Origin of the sequence: Streptococcus mitis (assembly GCF_047464965.1) — a bacterium.
Lineage (GTDB): Bacteria > Bacillota > Bacilli > Lactobacillales > Streptococcaceae > Streptococcus > Streptococcus mitis_DU.
In genome coordinates, this window is sequence record NZ_JASHAT010000011.1 from 25,207 (window position 1) to 42,284 (window position 17,078).

General features: G+C 38.3%; 17 protein-coding genes and 3 pseudogenes. 3 read left to right on the forward strand and 17 right to left on the reverse strand.

Annotated elements, in window-relative coordinates; genetic code table 11:
- Window positions 1–114: 114 nt before the first annotated feature.
- The 7 genes and pseudogenes from QM408_RS07910 to QM408_RS07935 all read right to left on the reverse strand — a co-directional run bounded on the left by QM408_RS07910 (window position 115) and on the right by QM408_RS07935 (window position 7,322).
- The gene (locus QM408_RS07910) at window positions 115–2,103 is read right to left on the reverse strand and encodes an ABC transporter permease (protein ID WP_265483121.1); all 1,989 of its coding nucleotides are present in this window, start codon (window positions 2,101–2,103) and stop codon (window positions 115–117) included.
- 1 nt (window position 2,104) lies between these two features.
- Window positions 2,105–2,863 carry an ABC transporter ATP-binding protein gene (locus QM408_RS07915; protein ID WP_061420890.1) on the reverse strand — a complete coding sequence of 253 codons (759 nt, stop codon included), beginning with the start codon at window positions 2,861–2,863 and terminating at the stop codon, window positions 2,105–2,107.
- A gap of 371 nt (window positions 2,864–3,234) precedes the next feature.
- Window positions 3,235–3,507: a PspC domain-containing protein gene (locus tag QM408_RS07920; protein ID WP_001085044.1), complete on the reverse strand. Its 273-nt coding sequence runs from the start codon at window positions 3,505–3,507 to the stop codon at window positions 3,235–3,237.
- Between the two features lie 58 nt (window positions 3,508–3,565).
- The gene (locus QM408_RS07925; protein WP_261150431.1) at window positions 3,566–4,015 is read right to left on the reverse strand and encodes a SprT family protein; all 450 of its coding nucleotides are present in this window, start codon (window positions 4,013–4,015) and stop codon (window positions 3,566–3,568) included.
- A complete protein-coding gene (locus QM408_RS07930) occupies window positions 4,002–6,131 on the reverse strand; it encodes a Tex family protein (protein WP_261150430.1) in 2,130 nt (709 codons plus the stop codon). The genes QM408_RS07925 and QM408_RS07930 overlap by 14 nt, the downstream gene beginning before the upstream one ends.
- A gap of 103 nt (window positions 6,132–6,234) precedes the next feature.
- Window positions 6,235–6,362: pseudogene (locus tag QM408_RS09290) on the reverse strand (DUF1919 domain-containing protein); the annotation flags it as partial.
- A gap of 579 nt (window positions 6,363–6,941) precedes the next feature.
- Window positions 6,942–7,322, reverse strand: coding sequence for a PBECR3 domain-containing polyvalent protein (locus tag QM408_RS07935; RefSeq protein WP_314732430.1), 381 nt, complete (start codon window positions 7,320–7,322; stop codon window positions 6,942–6,944).
- A gap of 155 nt (window positions 7,323–7,477) precedes the next feature.
- On the opposite strand from QM408_RS07935, the gene QM408_RS07940 reads away from it, so the two are divergent.
- The 3 genes from QM408_RS07940 to QM408_RS07950 are packed head-to-tail and all read left to right on the forward strand — an operon-like array spanning window position 7,478 to window position 9,327.
- Complete coding sequence (locus QM408_RS07940) at window positions 7,478–7,609, forward strand: SPJ_0845 family protein (protein ID WP_004234728.1); 132 nt, start codon at window positions 7,478–7,480, stop codon at window positions 7,607–7,609.
- Entirely contained in the window at window positions 7,610–8,515 is a 906-nt protein-coding gene (locus QM408_RS07945) for a permease (protein ID WP_023947674.1), read from the forward strand.
- Entirely contained in the window at window positions 8,512–9,327 is an 816-nt protein-coding gene (locus QM408_RS07950) for a TIGR03943 family putative permease subunit (protein ID WP_023947676.1), read from the forward strand. The genes QM408_RS07945 and QM408_RS07950 overlap by 4 nt, the downstream gene beginning before the upstream one ends.
- Window positions 9,328–9,455: 128 nt before the next feature.
- On the opposite strand, the gene QM408_RS07955 is transcribed toward QM408_RS07950, so the two are convergent.
- From QM408_RS07955 to QM408_RS08000, 10 genes and pseudogenes are all read right to left on the reverse strand, one after another.
- Entirely contained in the window at window positions 9,456–10,172 is a 717-nt protein-coding gene (locus QM408_RS07955) for an alpha/beta hydrolase (protein ID WP_414374191.1), read from the reverse strand.
- A 3-nt stretch (window positions 10,173–10,175) separates the two neighbouring features.
- Window positions 10,176–10,487 (reverse strand): hypothetical protein, encoded by a 312-nt coding sequence (locus tag QM408_RS07960; RefSeq protein WP_000420556.1) that lies wholly within the window; start codon window positions 10,485–10,487, stop codon window positions 10,176–10,178.
- A 109-nt stretch (window positions 10,488–10,596) separates the two neighbouring features.
- A complete protein-coding gene (locus QM408_RS07965) occupies window positions 10,597–12,339 on the reverse strand; it encodes a glycoside hydrolase family 13 protein (RefSeq protein WP_414374193.1) in 1,743 nt (580 codons plus the stop codon).
- A gap of 164 nt (window positions 12,340–12,503) precedes the next feature.
- Window positions 12,504–13,388, reverse strand: a complete 885-nt coding sequence (locus QM408_RS07970; RefSeq protein ID WP_414374195.1) for a diacylglycerol/lipid kinase family protein — start codon at window positions 13,386–13,388, stop codon at window positions 12,504–12,506.
- A 109-nt stretch (window positions 13,389–13,497) separates the two neighbouring features.
- Window positions 13,498–13,671, reverse strand: a pseudogene (locus QM408_RS07975) (ADP-ribosylglycohydrolase family protein); the annotation flags it as partial.
- The gene (locus tag QM408_RS07980) at window positions 13,670–14,287 is read right to left on the reverse strand and encodes an SAP domain-containing protein (RefSeq protein WP_261150427.1); all 618 of its coding nucleotides are present in this window, start codon (window positions 14,285–14,287) and stop codon (window positions 13,670–13,672) included. The gene QM408_RS07980 and the pseudogene QM408_RS07975, both read right to left, overlap by 2 nt.
- Window positions 14,288–14,390: 103 nt before the next feature.
- Window positions 14,391–14,518: pseudogene (locus QM408_RS07985) on the reverse strand (ADP-ribosylglycohydrolase).
- 11 nt (window positions 14,519–14,529) lie between these two features.
- Complete coding sequence (locus tag QM408_RS07990) at window positions 14,530–15,336, reverse strand: alpha/beta hydrolase (RefSeq protein WP_049544633.1); 807 nt, start codon at window positions 15,334–15,336, stop codon at window positions 14,530–14,532.
- 203 nt (window positions 15,337–15,539) lie between these two features.
- The gene (locus QM408_RS07995; protein WP_261150426.1) at window positions 15,540–16,157 is read right to left on the reverse strand and encodes an RpiB/LacA/LacB family sugar-phosphate isomerase; all 618 of its coding nucleotides are present in this window, start codon (window positions 16,155–16,157) and stop codon (window positions 15,540–15,542) included.
- Between the two features lie 333 nt (window positions 16,158–16,490).
- On the reverse strand, window positions 16,491–17,075 hold the full coding sequence (locus QM408_RS08000; protein ID WP_001005371.1) for a Cap15 family cyclic dinucleotide receptor domain-containing protein: 585 nt from the start codon (window positions 17,073–17,075) through the stop codon (window positions 16,491–16,493).
- Window positions 17,076–17,078: the final 3 nt, after the last annotated feature.

Here is a 17,078-nt window from a genome sequence, read left to right on the forward strand (position 1 = left end):
CAACCTCAAAGCAGTGCTTTGAGCAACCTGCGTCTAGCTTCCTAGTTTGCTTTTTGATTTTCATTGAGTATAAAATACAAGAATACCTCGATTTTGAAGTCGAGGTATCTTTTTTTACATTTGCACAATCTTGCGATAACTTCTAGAAGTAATCATGAAAATCAAGACATAGGCGATGAGGAAGATAGCGCAGATAGACAAGGTCACAATCAACATCATATTCGTATCTATTACACCAATCACTTTTAAAATCAGACTAAGCATATGGTAGGCAAAGGCTAGGTGTATGAAGGCAAAAAGCAAAGGAAGGAAGAAAACAGTTAAAACCTGTTTGTTAATGGTTTGCTTGATTTGCTTTTGATCTAAACCAACTTTCTGCAAGATAATAAAGCGTTCACGGTCTTCATAGCCTTCAGAAATTTGTTTATAGTAAATGACCAGAACGGTTCCGACCATAAAGATAATGGATAGGAAAATACCGATAAAGAAGACACCACCAAAGAGGGCACTCATCTGAGCACTAGCATCTGATAAATTACTACCATAAACATAGCTACCTTCCGTGTTTAATTGAGCATTAAACTGATCGAGGTATTTATCATACTCGTCAGCGACCTTGAGTTGTTCTTCTTCACTGGCATTTACATTCATGCCACCGTAAAACTGATTATAGATAGCCGAATCTGGGAATTGATCCAAAAAGGCTTGTAAATCAGCTACAACAAGGTAATTGTAATCAGCAGTCAAAATATTAAACTGATTTGGGACATGGTTGACAATGAAATCTTTATTAAATTCTTCTTTGACAGAAAATTGATGATCATTTAGAGTTAGAGTTTTCTGTTCTTTAACTCCCTCATTCTTTGCAAAGAGTCCGACCTCATTTCCTGATAGAGACAGTTTTTGACCAGTCATATTTTCATAATCTTTTTGATCAAATACCATGAAAACTGTTGTGGGTTGGACACGATTTTGTCCTTTTTCAAAAAGGGTTAACTTATTTCCTTCTTGGTTCGCAACACCAAAGTAAGTGTAACGAAGAACTTCTTTCTCTTTAATCTGATAACCTTTGTCACTTGCAAACTGGCTCAAGAGTTTGTCCAAGTCTTCTTTTTCAACATTTTGCCCTGAAACCCCAAAATCATGAGGATTTAGAACTTTTTTAAAGCTTTCTGCGGAATTGAAAATGCTTGTCGCTGCTGACATGGTTACCAAAACCATTGTTGACAAGATAGCGATGGTTGCTAGTCCAACTGCATTTTTCTTCATACGGAAAATCAAGTTAGACACTGAGATAAGGTTATTTGGTTGGTAATAGTATTTCTTGTTTTTCTTTAAGATTTGAAGGAAAACGGTAATTCCTGCATTAAACAATAGATAAGTACCAAAGATAACCAGTAAAACAGCTATGAAGAAGGTTGTTAAGGCTGTAAGAGGATCTTTTACCGTAAGGGCAAGATAGTAGCCAATCCCTAAACTAATGGAACCAAGAATCGTTTGGAGAGGTAGAAAGCGACCTTTTTTCTCACCGCTGGCTTTCTCACGAGAGAGTTGGAGAGCATTCATACGGGCGATTCGAAGGGCATTCAGGAACATGAGGCCTAGGAAAATCAAACCGAAGACAACAAGTACTGCAATGACAACTTTCATCTGGAAGGTAGCGACAAGTTCAACCTTTAATTTCATCAGTTTGAGTAGGAAAGCGAAAATCAACTTGTCAAACAAGGCTCCAATACCGATACCTGCTCCAACAGTTAAAATTCCAAATAGCACTAACTCCTTAAAGGTCATACTGATCAGGTGACGTTTCTCCAAGCCTAACATGCCATAAATTCCCAGTTCCTTGGAACGGTTCTTCATGACAAAACTATTGGCATAGAGGACGATAATGGCTGACGCAAGGGTGACGACAAACATACCAAATCCAAGAGTAGCTTGAATGGTTGTCCCTCCACGGATTTCCGAAATCTTGGGATTGAAGGTTAGAGAGTAAAAGAGATAGGTGACGGTGACTGCCAAGAGAACAGCCAACGCAAAAGGATAGTAGAGTTTGCGGTTTTTAATCAAGTTCGATACCGCTAACTTATTGGTTAATCGAAACATACTAATTCACCTCGCTTGCCATGACAGTCAAGGTATCAGAGATTTCTTGGAACATCTGACGTTCTGTCTTATCTCCACGGTAGATTTGGTTGTAAAGAATGCCGTCTTTGATAAAGAGTACACGTTTAGCTCTGCTAGCTGCTGCTGTGGAGTGGGTTACCATAAGAATGGTTTGGCCGCGCTCATTGATTTCATCAAAGACATCAAGTAAGGCTGCAGAGGACTTGGAATCAAGGGCTCCTGTTGGCTCATCAGCAAGGAGAATTTCAGGTTCTGTGATGATGGCACGAGCTACTGCTACACGCTGTTTCTGACCACCAGAAATCTCGTAAGGGTACTTCTCTTGCAATTGATTGATACCGAGATTCTCAGCTGTCACCACCAATTTCTTCATCATCTCTGTAATGGGTCTTCTTGACAAGACAAGGGGAAGCAAGATATTGTCCTTAACAGACAGAGTATCTAGCAAGTTAAAGTCTTGGAAGACAAATCCTAGCTTTTCACGACGGAAGCTAGAAGCCTGTGAATTTTTAATAGTTGCTGTATCAGTACCATTCAGATAAACCTGGCCACGAGTTGGTTTATCCAGCATAGCTAGAATATTGAGAAGAGTTGATTTACCAGAACCAGACTCACCCATGATGGCAACGTAGTCACCCTTTTCGACGGTAAAGTGAATATCCTTGAGGGCCTCTACTTGGTTGCCCTGAAAACGAGTTTTGTAAATTTTTTGAACGTGTTTTACATCTAAAAGTGTCATGAGAATCTCCTTTCTTAATATCCCATCAAATGAAATGTCGCTTGCATCATAGCGCATCCCAGTTGAACACGCTTGATATCTTTATGGCTTGGTTTTCTTGTTTTCTTATGTAAGATTTGTTTCATGATGTTACTCCTTTGTTCTTTATGAGTCTAGTTTACATCAAAAAAAGACCACTTGCCATAACCTAACCTTACAAAAGAGACTTTAATCTTACATTTTTGTAAGATTGGGGGAAATGTAGATATTTTATTAAAAATATTTTACCACAAAAAGAAAGCAAGAAGAAAACCCTTGCGGAATGCAAGGGTTCAAGAAATGTTAAAATAGATTACTCTAATATAGACTAACAGTAAAATAACTGCTCCACCTCACCAAAACCAGCCTTCATTATCGTCAATGGCTTGGGCTTCTTTGCGTTTGCGTGGGCCTGTTCCGTACATTTCTGCTTCGATTTCTTCCTTGGTTGGCATGATAGAGGCTAGGATGATATAGATAATCACACCAAGTCCAAAGTTTGCGACTGTAAAAATGGCAAATAGGAAGCGAACAAGAGTAACATCAAAGTTCCACTTGTCTGACAGACCTGCCAGAACTCCTGAAATCATACGATTTCGTCTCATCTTATAAAATTTACTGTTCATGATATTTCCTCTTTCTGCTAGGTTAGTCATAGTATATCACGGGTAGGCTCGGCTTTCATCAGTCCTCAGGCTGATTTATTAGTAGCAATTTACCTCTACAAACTCCACAACGATAGCGTTTTGTATCAATCCTTCGTTTGCGCTGATACCTTTGCTGGCAGGATTGGCAACGATAAAGTTTGAGTGGTTTAGAGTAGCTATTTGTCAAGGAGGGCACAAAGCGTAATCCATCCACTGCTTTCAACAGTTCCTTAAAATCCCGATCCTTGTGTTGATAGCCCTTCCCTTGAAAATAGAGGTGATAATGACAGAGTTCATGTCGGACAATTTTCCTAAAAACATCCAGACCTAGTTCCTGATAAACCTTGGGATTAAAATCCAAATGCCCATCTTTGGGGAAAAATCGCCCACCTGTCGAACGTAGACGCCTATTCCACTGAACATGATGGATAAAAGGTCTGCTGAAGTCTTCTAGTGAAACCTGCTTAACGTAATCAGTCAGTTTCATTTGGAGCTAGGAGCGACAGATTGACTTTTTCACGTTCAGTATCAATTTTCTTAACCCAAACGGTCACCAAATCTCCAACTGCCACCACTTGGCTAGGATGTTTGATAAATTTGCGACTCATATGGGAAATATGAATCAGACCGTCCTCATGAATCCCGATATCAATGAAGGCACCGAAGTCAACAACGTTACGCACAACACCTTCTAGCTTCTGGCCTACCACTAAGTCTTTGATATCTAGGACATCTTGGCGAAGCACAGGTGCGTCAAAGGAATCACGGAAATCTCGACCTGGTTTGAGAAGATCTGCAATGATATCTTTAAGAGTTTCTGGACCAAGGTCTAGCTCTTGCGCCATTTCCTTGATTGATAGCGACTTGAGTTTGCCTTGGGCCTCTTCATTCAAGTTCTTGATATCCAAGAGTTTGAAGAGTTCCTTAACCGCAGTATAGTTCTCTGGGTGAACTCCTGTATTATCAAGGATATTGCTACTTTCAGGGATACGAAGGAAACCAGCTGCCTGTTCAAAGGCCTTGGCCCCCAGACGAGGAACTTTCTTGATTTGGGCGCGTGAAGTGATTTTTCCTTCCTCCTCACGGTATTTGACAATATTTTCAGAAATAGTTTTATTGAGTCCAGCGACGTGGGAAAGAAGAGCTGGGCTGGCTGTGTTGACATTGACACCAACTTGGTTAACCACTGTATCGACGACAAAGTCCAGACTCTCAGATAGTTTCTTCTGACTGACATCGTGTTGGTATTGACCGACACCGATTGACTTAGGATCGATTTTGACCAATTCCGCAAGGGGGTCCTGCAAACGACGGGCGATAGAGATGGCTGAGCGTTTTTCAACAGTCAAGTCTGGAAACTCCTGACGGGCAAGTTCGCTGGCAGAATAGACCGAAGCACCACTTTCATTTACGATGACATAACTAACCTCAGGAAAATCTTTAAGAACTTCCGCCACAAAGGCTTCACTTTCACGACTAGCAGTACCATTTCCGATGGCAATAATCTCTACACCGTATTGACCAATCAAATCTGCCAAATCTTTCTTTGCTTCTTCGATTTGACGAGCTGATGCTGGTTTGACAGGATAAATGACCTGAGTTGTCAGCATTTTTCCTGTTGCATCCACGACAGCTAGCTTGGCACCTGTACGAAAGGCAGGGTCAAAACCAAGAACCACACGCCCTTTCAGCGGAGCAACTAAGAGCAGATTGCGCAGGTTGTCAGAAAAGAGTTGGATAGCTCCTTCTTCTGCCTTCTCCGTCAGTTCTGTCCGAATACGACGCTCGATAGCAGGCAAGACCTTTTTCTTAACAGATTGCTGAACTACTTCATCTATATAGGCATTTTTCACCTTGAAACGAGCTGCAAAGAAGGCTAGAATGCGGTCCGTCGCATGTTCAAAACCGACCTTCAAGACACCTAGCTTCTCCCCACGATTGAGCGCCAAGGTACGATAGCCTTGCATATTCCCAACTGTCTCAGAAAAATCATAGTAAATCTGAAAAACTTGCTTTTCATCCAGACTTTCATCCTTAACTTGAGAAGTGAGTTTGGAGTGTCTCAGCACCTCCTGATAAGTCATGGAACGCAAGGTCACATCTTCCGATAAGGCTTCGACCAAGATATCAACTGCACCAGACAGGGCTTCCTTCCCAGTCGCAAATCCTTCACAGACAAACTTTTCAGCCTCTTTCTCTAAGTCAGCTACATTTTGCAAAATCAAGCGAGCAAGAGGAAAGAGCCCAGCTTCACGGGCAATAGTTGCCTTGGTCCGACGCTTTTCCTTGTAAGGAAGATAGAGTTCTTCAACGTCTGCTAATTTTTCGGCAGCTAAGATAGCTTCTTCCAATTCCTTGGTCAACTTGCCTTGTTCTTGAATCTTAGCTAAGACAGCTTCCTTACGGTCGTTGAGATTTGTCAGGCTTTTATCCAAGTCGATAATGGCCTTAATTGTCACCTCATCCAAACTACCAGTCATATCCTTGCGATAACGCGCAATAAAGGGAATAGTCGCCCCTTCAGCTGTCAAACTTAGAACAGTATCAATTTGCTTTAACGTCACTCCCAAATCCTGGGAGATTTTTTCATATTTTTTATCCATGAATCTATTATACCATAAGCTAAACGTTTCAAATTAGCTCTTACAGTATTTAAAAACAATATGTGGGGAATAGATTTATATTCTATAGTGCAATAACTTGTACTTAGAGAGCATTGCCACCTTTTTTTACCACTCCATGACATCAAAAGTATTTAATGGATCAGACATAATAGCCAGTTCTGGAAGATGTTCCTGACCTGGAATAACACATTGACTTTTTAAACTTTTATAATTAATTCCTTTCGTTTCACTCAAGGCACAACACAGAATGAAAAAGTGTTGTGCTCTTTATTTTGTTTTATAATAATAGCGAGAAAGCCTATCACTACTACAAATCACGGGGTGGTGAATAAGTGAGTGGTATAGTCACTACCTCGCATTTTTATAGGTGTCATTCTTTCCATCAAGCACAACTGACTGTGACTAGGAGCACGTAAACTTATAATTGAATAAGCGACTCGTTTGTGAAAGGAAAGGATAGCCAAGGGATCGGCAGACTCAAATTTGGTGAAAGGAGAGCCCTCGTGTTAAAAATTATTTATCCTAATTGTTGTGGTGAAGAATAGCATTTAGATTTCTATTTCTAATCGTCCAAAATGCGTGTTTTTGAAAAATAAAAAACCGCAAGCCTGAGCCTGCGGTGAGTGTAATCTATTTTGAAATTTTAAATAAAAAAGGAGCATTTAAGCTCCATCCTTTGAAATAACGGACACTTGGCTGGTCGGTGTACCCAGCATCTCAGATACCTTTTTCAAGGTGCGGCAGGAACCTTTCTGCCCTCAAATGTCTTTCGTTAATATTATTCTAGCACTATCTACTTTTTTTGTCAAGTTTTCTCAATCTACCAGACTTAATACGACTTTGTAACTTAAAATCTTGTAAGCGATACATGGTCGGAACATAAAAGAAATCACCACTTTTATGTAACTTAATCGCAACAAGAACATTATTATCAAATCTTTTTACATATTCAAAACTGGCGTCTTTCTCTCGTGGATTGACCCCGACGAAATCTGGGTTCCTTAGTATGAGTTCCAGGTCTTCAATATGATGAATCACATCATTATGATGTCGTTTCAACATATGACTTCTTAAACCTTCTTTGTTAACTTTGATATCACTAGCTTCAAGAACAATATTAAAAATTTCTTTTACTTCGTCAGTCACCTGACCGATCTTTTTATGTTCCATCATTTCCTCCGTTATTCCACAATTATTATATCACAATCATAGTGTATACTAGGATATATCACGCTCTATTATTCGTTAGATACTCAATTTTAACTTTTCCCTTTTCCTCAAAATAATAGTATAATAGAGGTAGAATTTAGAATCGAGGTGCACCTATGGCTGTAAAATTTACAAAAACTGATGACTTGGACAAGATGTTTGAGGAGTTTGCTAAACTCCCTGATTTGAAACAAGTCACTTTCCCTGATGACAAAGAGAAAAAAGCCAAAGCAGAAAAGAAAAACTAGATGACTGCTTTCCAACAACTCCCATCTAGTGTGCTTCAGACTGGGGCTATCTTTCTCTCTATAATCATTGAAGCCCTACCCTTCGTTCTGATAGGAAGTATTGTTTCAGGGCTGATTGAGGTTTATATCACACCTGAAAAGGTTTATCATTTTCTCCCTCGAAATCGTTGGGGGAGAATCTTTTTTGGCACCTTCGTCGGGATACTTTTCCCCTCTTGTGAATGTGGAATCGTCCCCATTATCAATCGTTTTCTGGAAAAAAAGGTTCCCAGTTACACAGCCGTTCCCTTTCTTGTGACAGCACCTGTTATCAATCCCATTGTTCTCTTTGCGACCTATTCAGCCTTTGGCAACTCATTACACGTCGCCCTGTTACGAGCTCTGGGTTCTATTGTTGTGGCTGTGATACTTGGGATTTTTCTAGGATTTTTCTGGCAAGAACCGATTCAAAAAGAAAATCGTTTGGCCTGCCATGAGCATGATTTTTCTCATTTGAGTCCTGTAAAAAAAGTTTTTCAGGTCTTTGTGCAAGCCATTGATGAATTTTTTGATACGGGCCGTTATTTGGTATTTGGCTGTCTCTTTGCCTCTGTTATACAGGTCTATGTACCGACACGGATTCTGACCTCTATCAGTGCGACCCCTCTTTTTGCCATCCTGCTCTTGATGCTTTTGGCATTTCTTCTCTCTCTCTGTAGTGAGGCGGATGCCTTTATCGGGGCTTCTCTTCTCTCAAGTTTCGGTTTAGCACCAGTTCTGGCCTTTCTCGTCATTGGCCCAATGCTGGATATCAAAAATATTCTCATGATGAAAAATTACTTGAAAGCACGATTTATCAGTCACTTCATTACGATTGTGACACTCGTTGTCTTAGTATATTCTCTCTTGATTGGAGTCATCCTATGATTCGATTTTTAGTTTTAGCTGGCTATTTTGAACTGACCATTTATCTCCATCTGTCGGGTAAATTAAACCAGTACATCAACATGCACTATTCCTATCTGGCCTATATTTCCATGGTACTTTCCTTTATCTTGGCAATCGTTCAATTGTATATCTGGATGAAGCAAGTCAAAACCCATAGTCATCTGAACAGCCGATTGGCGAAGGTAATGAGTATTGCTCTTCTGGCTATTCCTATTGTCGTCGGCTTAACATTTCCAACTGTTAGCTTGGATTCTCAGACTGTTTCTGCCAAAGGCTATCATTTCCCCTTATCAGAAGGTACGGATCAAGCCATTCAGACTAGTGAAGGTACGACAAGCCAATATTTGAAACCAGATACCAGTTCTTATTTTTCAAAATCAGCTTATGAAAAGGAAATGCGAACTGCGGCGGATAAATACTTGTCCCAAGATAGTATTCAGATCACCAACGAAAACTATATGGAAGTCATGGAAGCTATCTACGACTATCCAGATGAGTTTGAGGGTAAGACAGTCCAGTTTACAGGCTTTGTTTATAACGACCCCAGTCATGCCAATAGCCAATTTTTGTTCCGCTTTGGCATTATTCACTGTATCGCAGATTCAGGTGTCTATGGATTGCTGACCAAGGGAAATACCCGTCAGTATGAGGACAACACTTGGATTACTGCCAAAGGAAAACTGGTCAATCACTACCATAAAGAACTCAAACAAAACCTCCCAACCTTGGAAATCGATAGCTTTACAAAAGTCGATAAACCAGAAAATCCTTATGTGTATCGCGTGTTTTAAAAAACGAGATAAAAACATAAAAAACAAAACGAACAAGTTCTCTTCTGAATGACAGAAAAAGAGCCTGTTCGTTTTTTGTTATCTGAGTATTAATGATTTGTAGATTTAAATCTTATAACATAAGTAGCTCAGTGAGAATAAGCGAGCCACTCATTAATCAGACTAGCGATTTCTTTGGGTGCTTCAGTATAAAGCTCATGGCTAAGGTTTTCTAAAAATAGAGTATCAAAATAGTCTGGCAATTCTTTTAGGGCGTCCTCTCTCCATGTAGCTTCATTAGGATAGCGAGGACTAATAAACAAGGTATCTCCCACTTCTCTCTTAAAAGCTTGGATTTTTCTTCGTAGACGGAGTATCGCTTCTATATTTTCATAATTTATAGCCAACTCATATCTATTATACTCTGCATTCCAGTGATAGGACTGTCTTACAGCTTCCTCCATATTTTCTGACCAATGCTTTGCTTCAGATTTTTCTTTAGAAATAAGAACATCTAAGTCCGAAACAACTTGAGATTCAATATAGTTTTTTGTTTCCTCTAATTCCACATCTAAAGGTAAAATCTTATCTAAATCTAGATAGCCACCATCCAAAAGAATCAGTTTTGTCACTTCATAAAATTCCGATGCAAGATAACGCGCCAAATCTCCTCCAAGAGAATGACCTATCAGACAGATAGAGTCTCCTTCTACAATCTCATTTTTAAACCATAATTTCAATTCTGTTTCATCTCGAAGATGCTTTTCATATGGACTTAGAAAATAAACCTGCGAATCTAGTTCTTGAAGAAAATCCTTGCTATGATAGATATTGCTTCCCAGACCGCCAATAAAATATTTTTTCATTCTCTACTTAATACTATGCTTATTCATCTTTTGTTCAAAGATAGTCGTGATAATCTGACGTAATTCTTCGCGTTCTTTTTCTGGAATTTCACCACTTGTTTGAGCTGCAGCGTAGAGTTCAGGGTGTTCAATTGAAATGCGTTTAATCGTACGTGTCGTAGCATGTTTTCTGACGAAAAATGGGATTCGCTTAATCAAGTCTTGTGGTACTAGCGCAAGAATCTTTTCAGCAGTTTCCTTGTCACTAATCTTAGACGTCGTAAGCCCCTTCTTAATCATTTCCTGTTCTTTTTCTGTAAAATCTTTTAATTCCATTCGGTCAGTCCTCCTATTTTCTTTAAGTTAAATTATATACCAATTGCAGCAAGACGACAAATAGTCTGCTTGTAAAATCTTCTCTATACTACAATTTTCCTGTCGCTCTTTAATGAAAAATCACAAATCCATTTGGAGAAATCACAAGCTGATTCTCTAGTTCTTGGCAATTGCTTGCTAGTGCTACTGCTTCCTTTTCTAAAAGATAATCATCTTTTGATTGATTAAAGATGGCTTTAAGGACCCGGCCTTCGTATGTCCATTCCAAGGCAACTACATTTTGTTTGATTTCTTTTAGGCTGTACTTGCCTTGCGAAATGATTGCTGACGCGTGTTTGCGAATCTTGATTAGCTTCTTCATAAAATTCAACATATCATTGTCACTTGATACGCGTTCCCAAGGCATACAACGACGGCAATCTGGGTCTGGTCCTCCGGTTAAGGCTAACTCGGTTCCGTAATAGATGCAGGGTGTTCCTTTTTGTAAAAAGAGAAAGGCTAGGGCTGATTTAACCAGTTGAACGTCTTCATTTGCCGTCCACAAGATTCGCTCTGTATCATGCGAATCCAAGAGATTAAACATAACCTCTGAAATCTGCTGCTTGTAATACATAGACTGACCATTGATTTCATCGATGAACTGGTCTGTCTTCTTAATTCCTCGTAAGAAATAGTCCTTGATGCTATCAGATAAAGGATAATTCATGACAGCATGGAACTCATCTCCATTTAGCCAAGGCTGAGACCTATGCCAGACTTCTCCAAGGATATAAAGATCAGGCCTTTTAGCTAAAACTGCTTTTCGAAAATCCTTCCAAAACTGATGGTCAATCTCATTAGCCACATCCAAACGCCAAGCATCGATATCAAACTCTTCAATCCAATAAGTCGCAACCTTTAAAAGATAATTCTTGACCTCTGGATTGGCTGTATTTAGCTTAGGCATATAGTCCTCGAAACCAAAAGCATGATAAGGTAAGTCTCTCTTATTAACTAGCTTTTCAGTTGTCACTGGGAATTGTTGAATATGGAACCAATCCTTATAAGCAGATTGCTCACCATTTTCGACAACATCTTGCCATTGAGGAGATTGCGAACCAATATGGTTAAATACCGCATCCAGCATGATTTTCATGCCACGCTGATGAGCTTGCTCGACCAGCTCCCGGAAGGTCTCCTTGTCTCCAAAATGACGGTCAATTTCAAAATAATCCGTCGTATTGTACTTATGATTGCTCGTGGATTCAAATATAGGACAAAGATAAAGTCCAGTAATCCCCAAGTCTTGCAAATAATCCAGATGGTCAATAATCCCCTGTAAATCACCACCAAAGAAATCATCACTTTTAGGTGTGATAGAGGAATCCCAGTCTAATGTCCCTTCTGGGTTTAATAGAGCATTTCCATTAGCAAATCTCTCAGGAAATATCTGATACCACACCGTATTTGAAACCCAGTCAGGAATCTGGCATGCATCAATCTCATGAAGATAAGGCAACTTAAATCCATTCCCAATAGCATGAAGATTTTCTAGAGAATTTTCCACACACCCTTTATCGCCATACAAAATACTTTGACCTTCTGTATCCTTGAGTTCAAAGAGATACTGGATACGTGCAAAGTCAACGGACACTTCAACCTGCCAATAATCAAAGATGGCGTCAGAAGTTAGCTTGGACATTTCCTTTGTATCCTGATAAAACTCCTCCATAAAGATAAAAGGGTCACCATAATGCAAGGTGATACTCTCAATATCCCCTTTCTTAGTTCGAATCCGAATATGAATCTTCTTATCCTTATAAAGATAGGCATACTCTGACTCAGTCCTATGGTAAATAGCACTTAATTCCATTAATTTGTCTCCTAGTTTACTTTCATCCGTATATAGCGCAAACGTTTTCACAATTGTTAATCTAGTATACTACTTTCGTATTTTATTTGCAAGGAATGTCAGTTCTTAAAAGAACTATCTTTTAAAGTATACAAAAAAGCCTTAAAAAAGGCTTTCTCTATATACTAATCCTCTTTCGGTTTTGAAAATACTTCTACTCGCTGAGCTAGGACTTTGATTTCTACAGGTAGGTTATCCGATTTATCGCCGTCAACATCTGACTCCAATTCACTATCTGAAGAGATCTTAATATTACGCGCTCTGATATACTCAATATTATCATTGCCGACAACATCTCCTTTTAGTAAATCAGGAATAACGGATAATTTGGAGAATAGAGACGCATCTTTCAGAATCAAAATGTTGGCATAGCCATCTTTGTCTTCTTCAAAGATTTTCTTATCAGCGAAGTAATTTGTCAAGAGAACCAAAACATGACTAGCTTCACCAACATAATTTCCATTTTCTGTCTCAATCTTAATGTTAAAGACCTGATCTGTCATAACGGACTTCATGGTATTTACAGCATAGGCTAAAATACCGAATTTTGTCTTGTCCTCGATTTCAACATTGTGAATCGCCTCAGGAAGTGAACCGATACTAAAAATATAACCAAAATAGTTATCATTTGCTTTACCGATATCGATTTTGTTGGTGAGATTGAAATCAAGCTCATCAATAGCTCCGTCGATGTCTTGATTGATTTCCAACAGTTTTGTAATGAGGTTACCCGTGCCACCAGGGATAATCCCTAACTTAGGAATGTAGTCTCTCTCAGCAATACCCGAAATGACTTCATTGACAGTCCCATCCCCACCGAAAACAACCACTGCATCGTACTGCTCACGAGAAGCTTCTTCAGCAAAATGTGTTGCATCCAGCGCCTTTTCGGTAATTTTGGTTTCCACGTGCTCAAAGTATTCTTTTGCTTTATTCTCCAGCTTTTCTTTGTAATCCAAAGCCTTTTCGCCACCAGAAGTAGGGTTGATAATTACCATTGCTTTTTTCATTAATGTTCTCCTTAATATTCGTTAAAAATATATATCTCATTATATGAAACTAAACGTATCCCTATTATACTACGAAAATACAGAAAAGAGAAATCTGACGTACTGGAGATTAATACGCTTTTATTCTATTTTCCCATCTTCTAACTACATCCTTTAAGGGTTCATCCAAGTAAGAATAGGCATTATCCTTTATCCAATCAGGAATTCCGTAAGCTGCCTCGGCAATGCTGCCAGTGATTGCAGCGAGAGTATCACTGTCGCCACCAAGTGAGATGGGATTTCTACTTACCATACTCTTTTATTTTATCAGCATATTCAGCCAAAAGATTCTTTGAATAAATTTTTTCAACTTTTGAATTTCTAACTTCTTTCCAAAGAATAGAAGCTATTTTTAACTTGTTTGAGTAGTTGCGGCTATTTTCGTCTGCACAGAAATCCTTTAAAAATTGATTCCATTGACAAACCGAATGATCATACTTGGCATAGTCTGAATTTCCATAATAGACTTTTAGCATATCTTGGATTGTAAAACTCAAATCATTTTCTCTTTTTACTTTTCTCCAAGCTGTAGCCATATCAGCAGTAAATTTAAATGGCGAAACCTCTGTTAAAGTTGAGAAATATTCTCTAAAGTCTGCATTAAAGGAGAATCCACATTCAAGTAAGGGCGTATCTAAGGCAACGACTTCTACTCGTTTCTTTTTCCTTTTTATTGATGATTTTTTAATCAAATTACCCTTAAAGTACTGCTCAATAATATGATTGAGTTCTTGTTTAGTACCTCTATATTCTAATCCTAATGATTTACATAGTTGTGAAAGTTCATCACGATACCAATAGTATTTATTAAACTCATCGAATGATACGATTTTATCAAACTCAGGTCTGCTTTCTATCAATATAACACCTCCTTAAAATCAATTTAGGTTGTCATAACGAAATAATGGAGTTTTAGTTTCATTATTTTGAGGATTACTACGTTTCACTAACAAGATTACACATTCAACGGTTCGGACTTACCGTATCATCCATGAAAAACAATCCTCAAGAAATAAAGGAAAGTCCTTCGTTTTGATATTGTTCCATTCGTAAACGGAACCTACAATGTCTCCAACTATTGCTCCTAGCATCCGTTTCCTCCTTATGGCATATCAGATTCGTTACACATTTCTAATAAATCACTCTTTAAAAATGGCACCACCAAATCAATCCACTCATGAGGCAGGTAAGCTGATAAATAGCCGTGGTTATAGCCCTTTGCTTCATACAAAATTGTATTTGAATGTAGCTGATGAAATAATTTCGCTGATTCTTTCACACAGTTCAATTCTTTTTCACCATAGATATACAGAACCTGAGCCTTGCTAGCAGAAATCATATCTTTCAGCTTGTAACGCCCCATATAGTTTTTGTAAATGGTTACCAATGTTTTGACAGGTGTCCTTGGCAGATCCTCCAAATAATAAGTTTTTATTTCCTCTGGATAAGCCAGTTTAGGATAGAGTTTGTTCATCATGCTTAACTGAAGTTTGCAAGAGAATTTATTGAACATCAGTTTACCAAATAGAGACACCAGAAAGATACTGATTTTAGCTAACCTTGGTTGAGGAATACAGAGGCTTCCGTCTATAATGGCCTTCTCAGCAATTTCACTGTCTAAAGACAAAAGCTCCATGGCAATTTGACCACCAAGTGAAACACCACCGATTGCAAACAACTTCCCACTACAGTTTGCTTTGATATAGTCTAGAATCTCCAAAGCAGAATCTTCAGTAGAAACATAATCAAGTTGATATTCCTCGCCGTGGCCATTCAAAGTGGGTAGAATAATACGGTATTTTTCTGACAAGATACGTGCTTGACGAAGATAATTCCACCAAGAACTGCCGCCACCGTGTATTAGTAAGATAGGAGGTAAATTCTTATCCCCAAATTCATGGAATTTCATGTTTAAACTCCTTACTGTAGAACTTTCACTAGCTAGTTTTCCTTGTTCAATCAGCTCTTAAAAGCAGTACCACATACTCGACATAAAACGAGTGAACACTATGTATGCCAAGTGAACATGTATGTGGGAACATGTCTATAAACCTTTTGACGATAGCATAAGGTTATCGTTAAAAGGTATTACCCCGACAAACTGTGATTTACTCATTTCATTAAATCAGCTATTTCTTTCTTCCCATACGCCTTTACATTCTGAATTACATTCTGTTTCCTCTTGATTGATTCAAGCAGTGATATATCTAGTATATTTACTAATTCTTTAAACTGAACCTGTCCGATTCTTCTTATCTCTTTAAGTTGCTCGGCATCTCTTATCTTTCTCTCTGCCTCACTTTTAGGGTATCCTTGCCCAAATGGCTCTGAGAAAAGAGCTTCTATTGTTTTTTCAAGATTTTCAGTACCTGACCATGTATAATCTTCACCTAATGGTAATGATATCGCATTTCCATTATTAATCTGAGCAAATAAATAGGCATCCTTCGGTGTAGGTGCATATCCGCAAATGACATCAGGCATACTATTACAAGCAAGCATCATTCCTTGTCCGGAAGAACAGCCCGTAACAACGAAATCAACTGTCCTACTTGCCAACAAGATACCTATAAGAATAGAAATTTCTATATACGAGTATTTTTCATTTTCTTCCATCGTACAGCCAAAATTTATAACCTCAGATTTCTTTGGAGCATACTTTAATACAGCATCATAGATTATTTGATTTTTGGTCGCTTGCGAACTTGCTTGAATAACTCCGATTCTCATTCTTCCCCCCTTCAACTTCTAATTTAATTATTTCTTTTTCTTTGGTTTGGGTGCCGGTAATTCATTATATATTGAATTGAACAAGCCTTTATTTTCTACACTTCATTTATTCACTGGTTGCAACTTTTGACATCAAAACTACCGCCTCCACATGTCTTGACGGTTACTACCTATACTGTGAAACGAAATCAAAGCTGCTGAATATCCGTATTAAACTATTAAACGTAACTAATGCGAGTATTTACGGCTTCGTTAATATACAGTATTGTTACATCTATGCCAAGTTTCCGATAGTTAGTTCTTCTTTCTTTATTTAAATCTTTACAAATCCAACTAGCGAGAAGGGTTGTTTATCTCAAAACTCATTGAACCTTTGGTTCCTCGATTAGTATAATAATTTCCTTCTAGTTGATTTGGATTATCAATATCAAGAATTACCGTCCCATAATGTATAGGACTTTGCAATTCAGCCCTTGGGCTATTTAAATATGTATAAATTAATTTTTGTGTTCCATTATCATTGATAATTGATGCTGTAATGCTATGGCTCGAACTTTCACCCGTTTTAAACTTAACTTTAATAGTCGTAAATGACTGTTCAATAGTAAGTTCACAATTTCTTTCATTCTGATCATAGTCCGTCTTGAAACTACCTACATAATTCGCAAATAAAATTGGAACATTATGAATCTTAGATAGTAATGGCCACCGCCATGCTGTTTTTTCAAAAATAGCCATAATAATTGCTGTAACTGATATAGCTTCACCAATATACCCAATGGCTGAATATACCAATGCCAAAATATCAGATTTAAGATTCACTGCAATCTCTTGGCCACTTATTAACAATCTTAATAACAAGCAAATTGCAAAAACCCATATTGTAATATTCAAAAATTTTTTCTGCTGTTCATTCATAAG

What these genes read in the sequence shown, in the direction of transcription:
- QM408_RS07915 (WP_061420890.1), bottom strand. Translation starts at nt 2,863, where the DNA reads ATGACACTTTTAGATGTAAAACACGTTCAAAAAATTTACAAAACTCGT.
- QM408_RS07990 (WP_049544633.1), bottom strand. Translation starts at nt 15,336, where the DNA reads ATGAAATTCCATGAATTTGGGGATAAGAATTTACCTCCTATCTTACTA.
- QM408_RS07925 (WP_261150431.1), bottom strand. Translation starts at nt 4,015, where the DNA reads ATGAAACTGACTGATTACGTTAAGCAGGTTTCACTAGAAGACTTCAGC.
- QM408_RS07965 (WP_414374193.1), bottom strand. Translation starts at nt 12,339, where the DNA reads ATGGAATTAAGTGCTATTTACCATAGGACTGAGTCAGAGTATGCCTAT.
- QM408_RS07960 (WP_000420556.1), bottom strand. Translation starts at nt 10,487, where the DNA reads ATGGAATTAAAAGATTTTACAGAAAAAGAACAGGAAATGATTAAGAAG.
- QM408_RS07910 (WP_265483121.1), bottom strand. Translation starts at nt 2,103, where the DNA reads ATGTTTCGATTAACCAATAAGTTAGCGGTATCGAACTTGATTAAAAAC.
- QM408_RS07930 (WP_261150430.1), bottom strand. Translation starts at nt 6,131, where the DNA reads ATGGATAAAAAATATGAAAAAATCTCCCAGGATTTGGGAGTGACGTTA.
- QM408_RS07935 (WP_314732430.1), bottom strand. Translation starts at nt 7,322, where the DNA reads ATGGAACATAAAAAGATCGGTCAGGTGACTGACGAAGTAAAAGAAATT.
- QM408_RS07945 (WP_023947674.1), top strand. Translation starts at nt 7,610, where the DNA reads ATGACTGCTTTCCAACAACTCCCATCTAGTGTGCTTCAGACTGGGGCT.
- QM408_RS07940 (WP_004234728.1), top strand. Translation starts at nt 7,478, where the DNA reads ATGGCTGTAAAATTTACAAAAACTGATGACTTGGACAAGATGTTTGAG.
- QM408_RS07970 (WP_414374195.1), bottom strand. Translation starts at nt 13,388, where the DNA reads ATGAAAAAAGCAATGGTAATTATCAACCCTACTTCTGGTGGCGAAAAG.
- QM408_RS07955 (WP_414374191.1), bottom strand. Translation starts at nt 10,172, where the DNA reads ATGAAAAAATATTTTATTGGCGGTCTGGGAAGCAATATCTATCATAGC.
- QM408_RS07995 (WP_261150426.1), bottom strand. Translation starts at nt 16,157, where the DNA reads ATGAGAATCGGAGTTATTCAAGCAAGTTCGCAAGCGACCAAAAATCAA.
- QM408_RS07950 (WP_023947676.1), top strand. Translation starts at nt 8,512, where the DNA reads ATGATTCGATTTTTAGTTTTAGCTGGCTATTTTGAACTGACCATTTAT.
- QM408_RS08000 (WP_001005371.1), bottom strand. Translation starts at nt 17,075, where the DNA reads ATGAATGAACAGCAGAAAAAATTTTTGAATATTACAATATGGGTTTTT.
- QM408_RS07920 (WP_001085044.1), bottom strand. Translation starts at nt 3,507, where the DNA reads ATGAACAGTAAATTTTATAAGATGAGACGAAATCGTATGATTTCAGGA.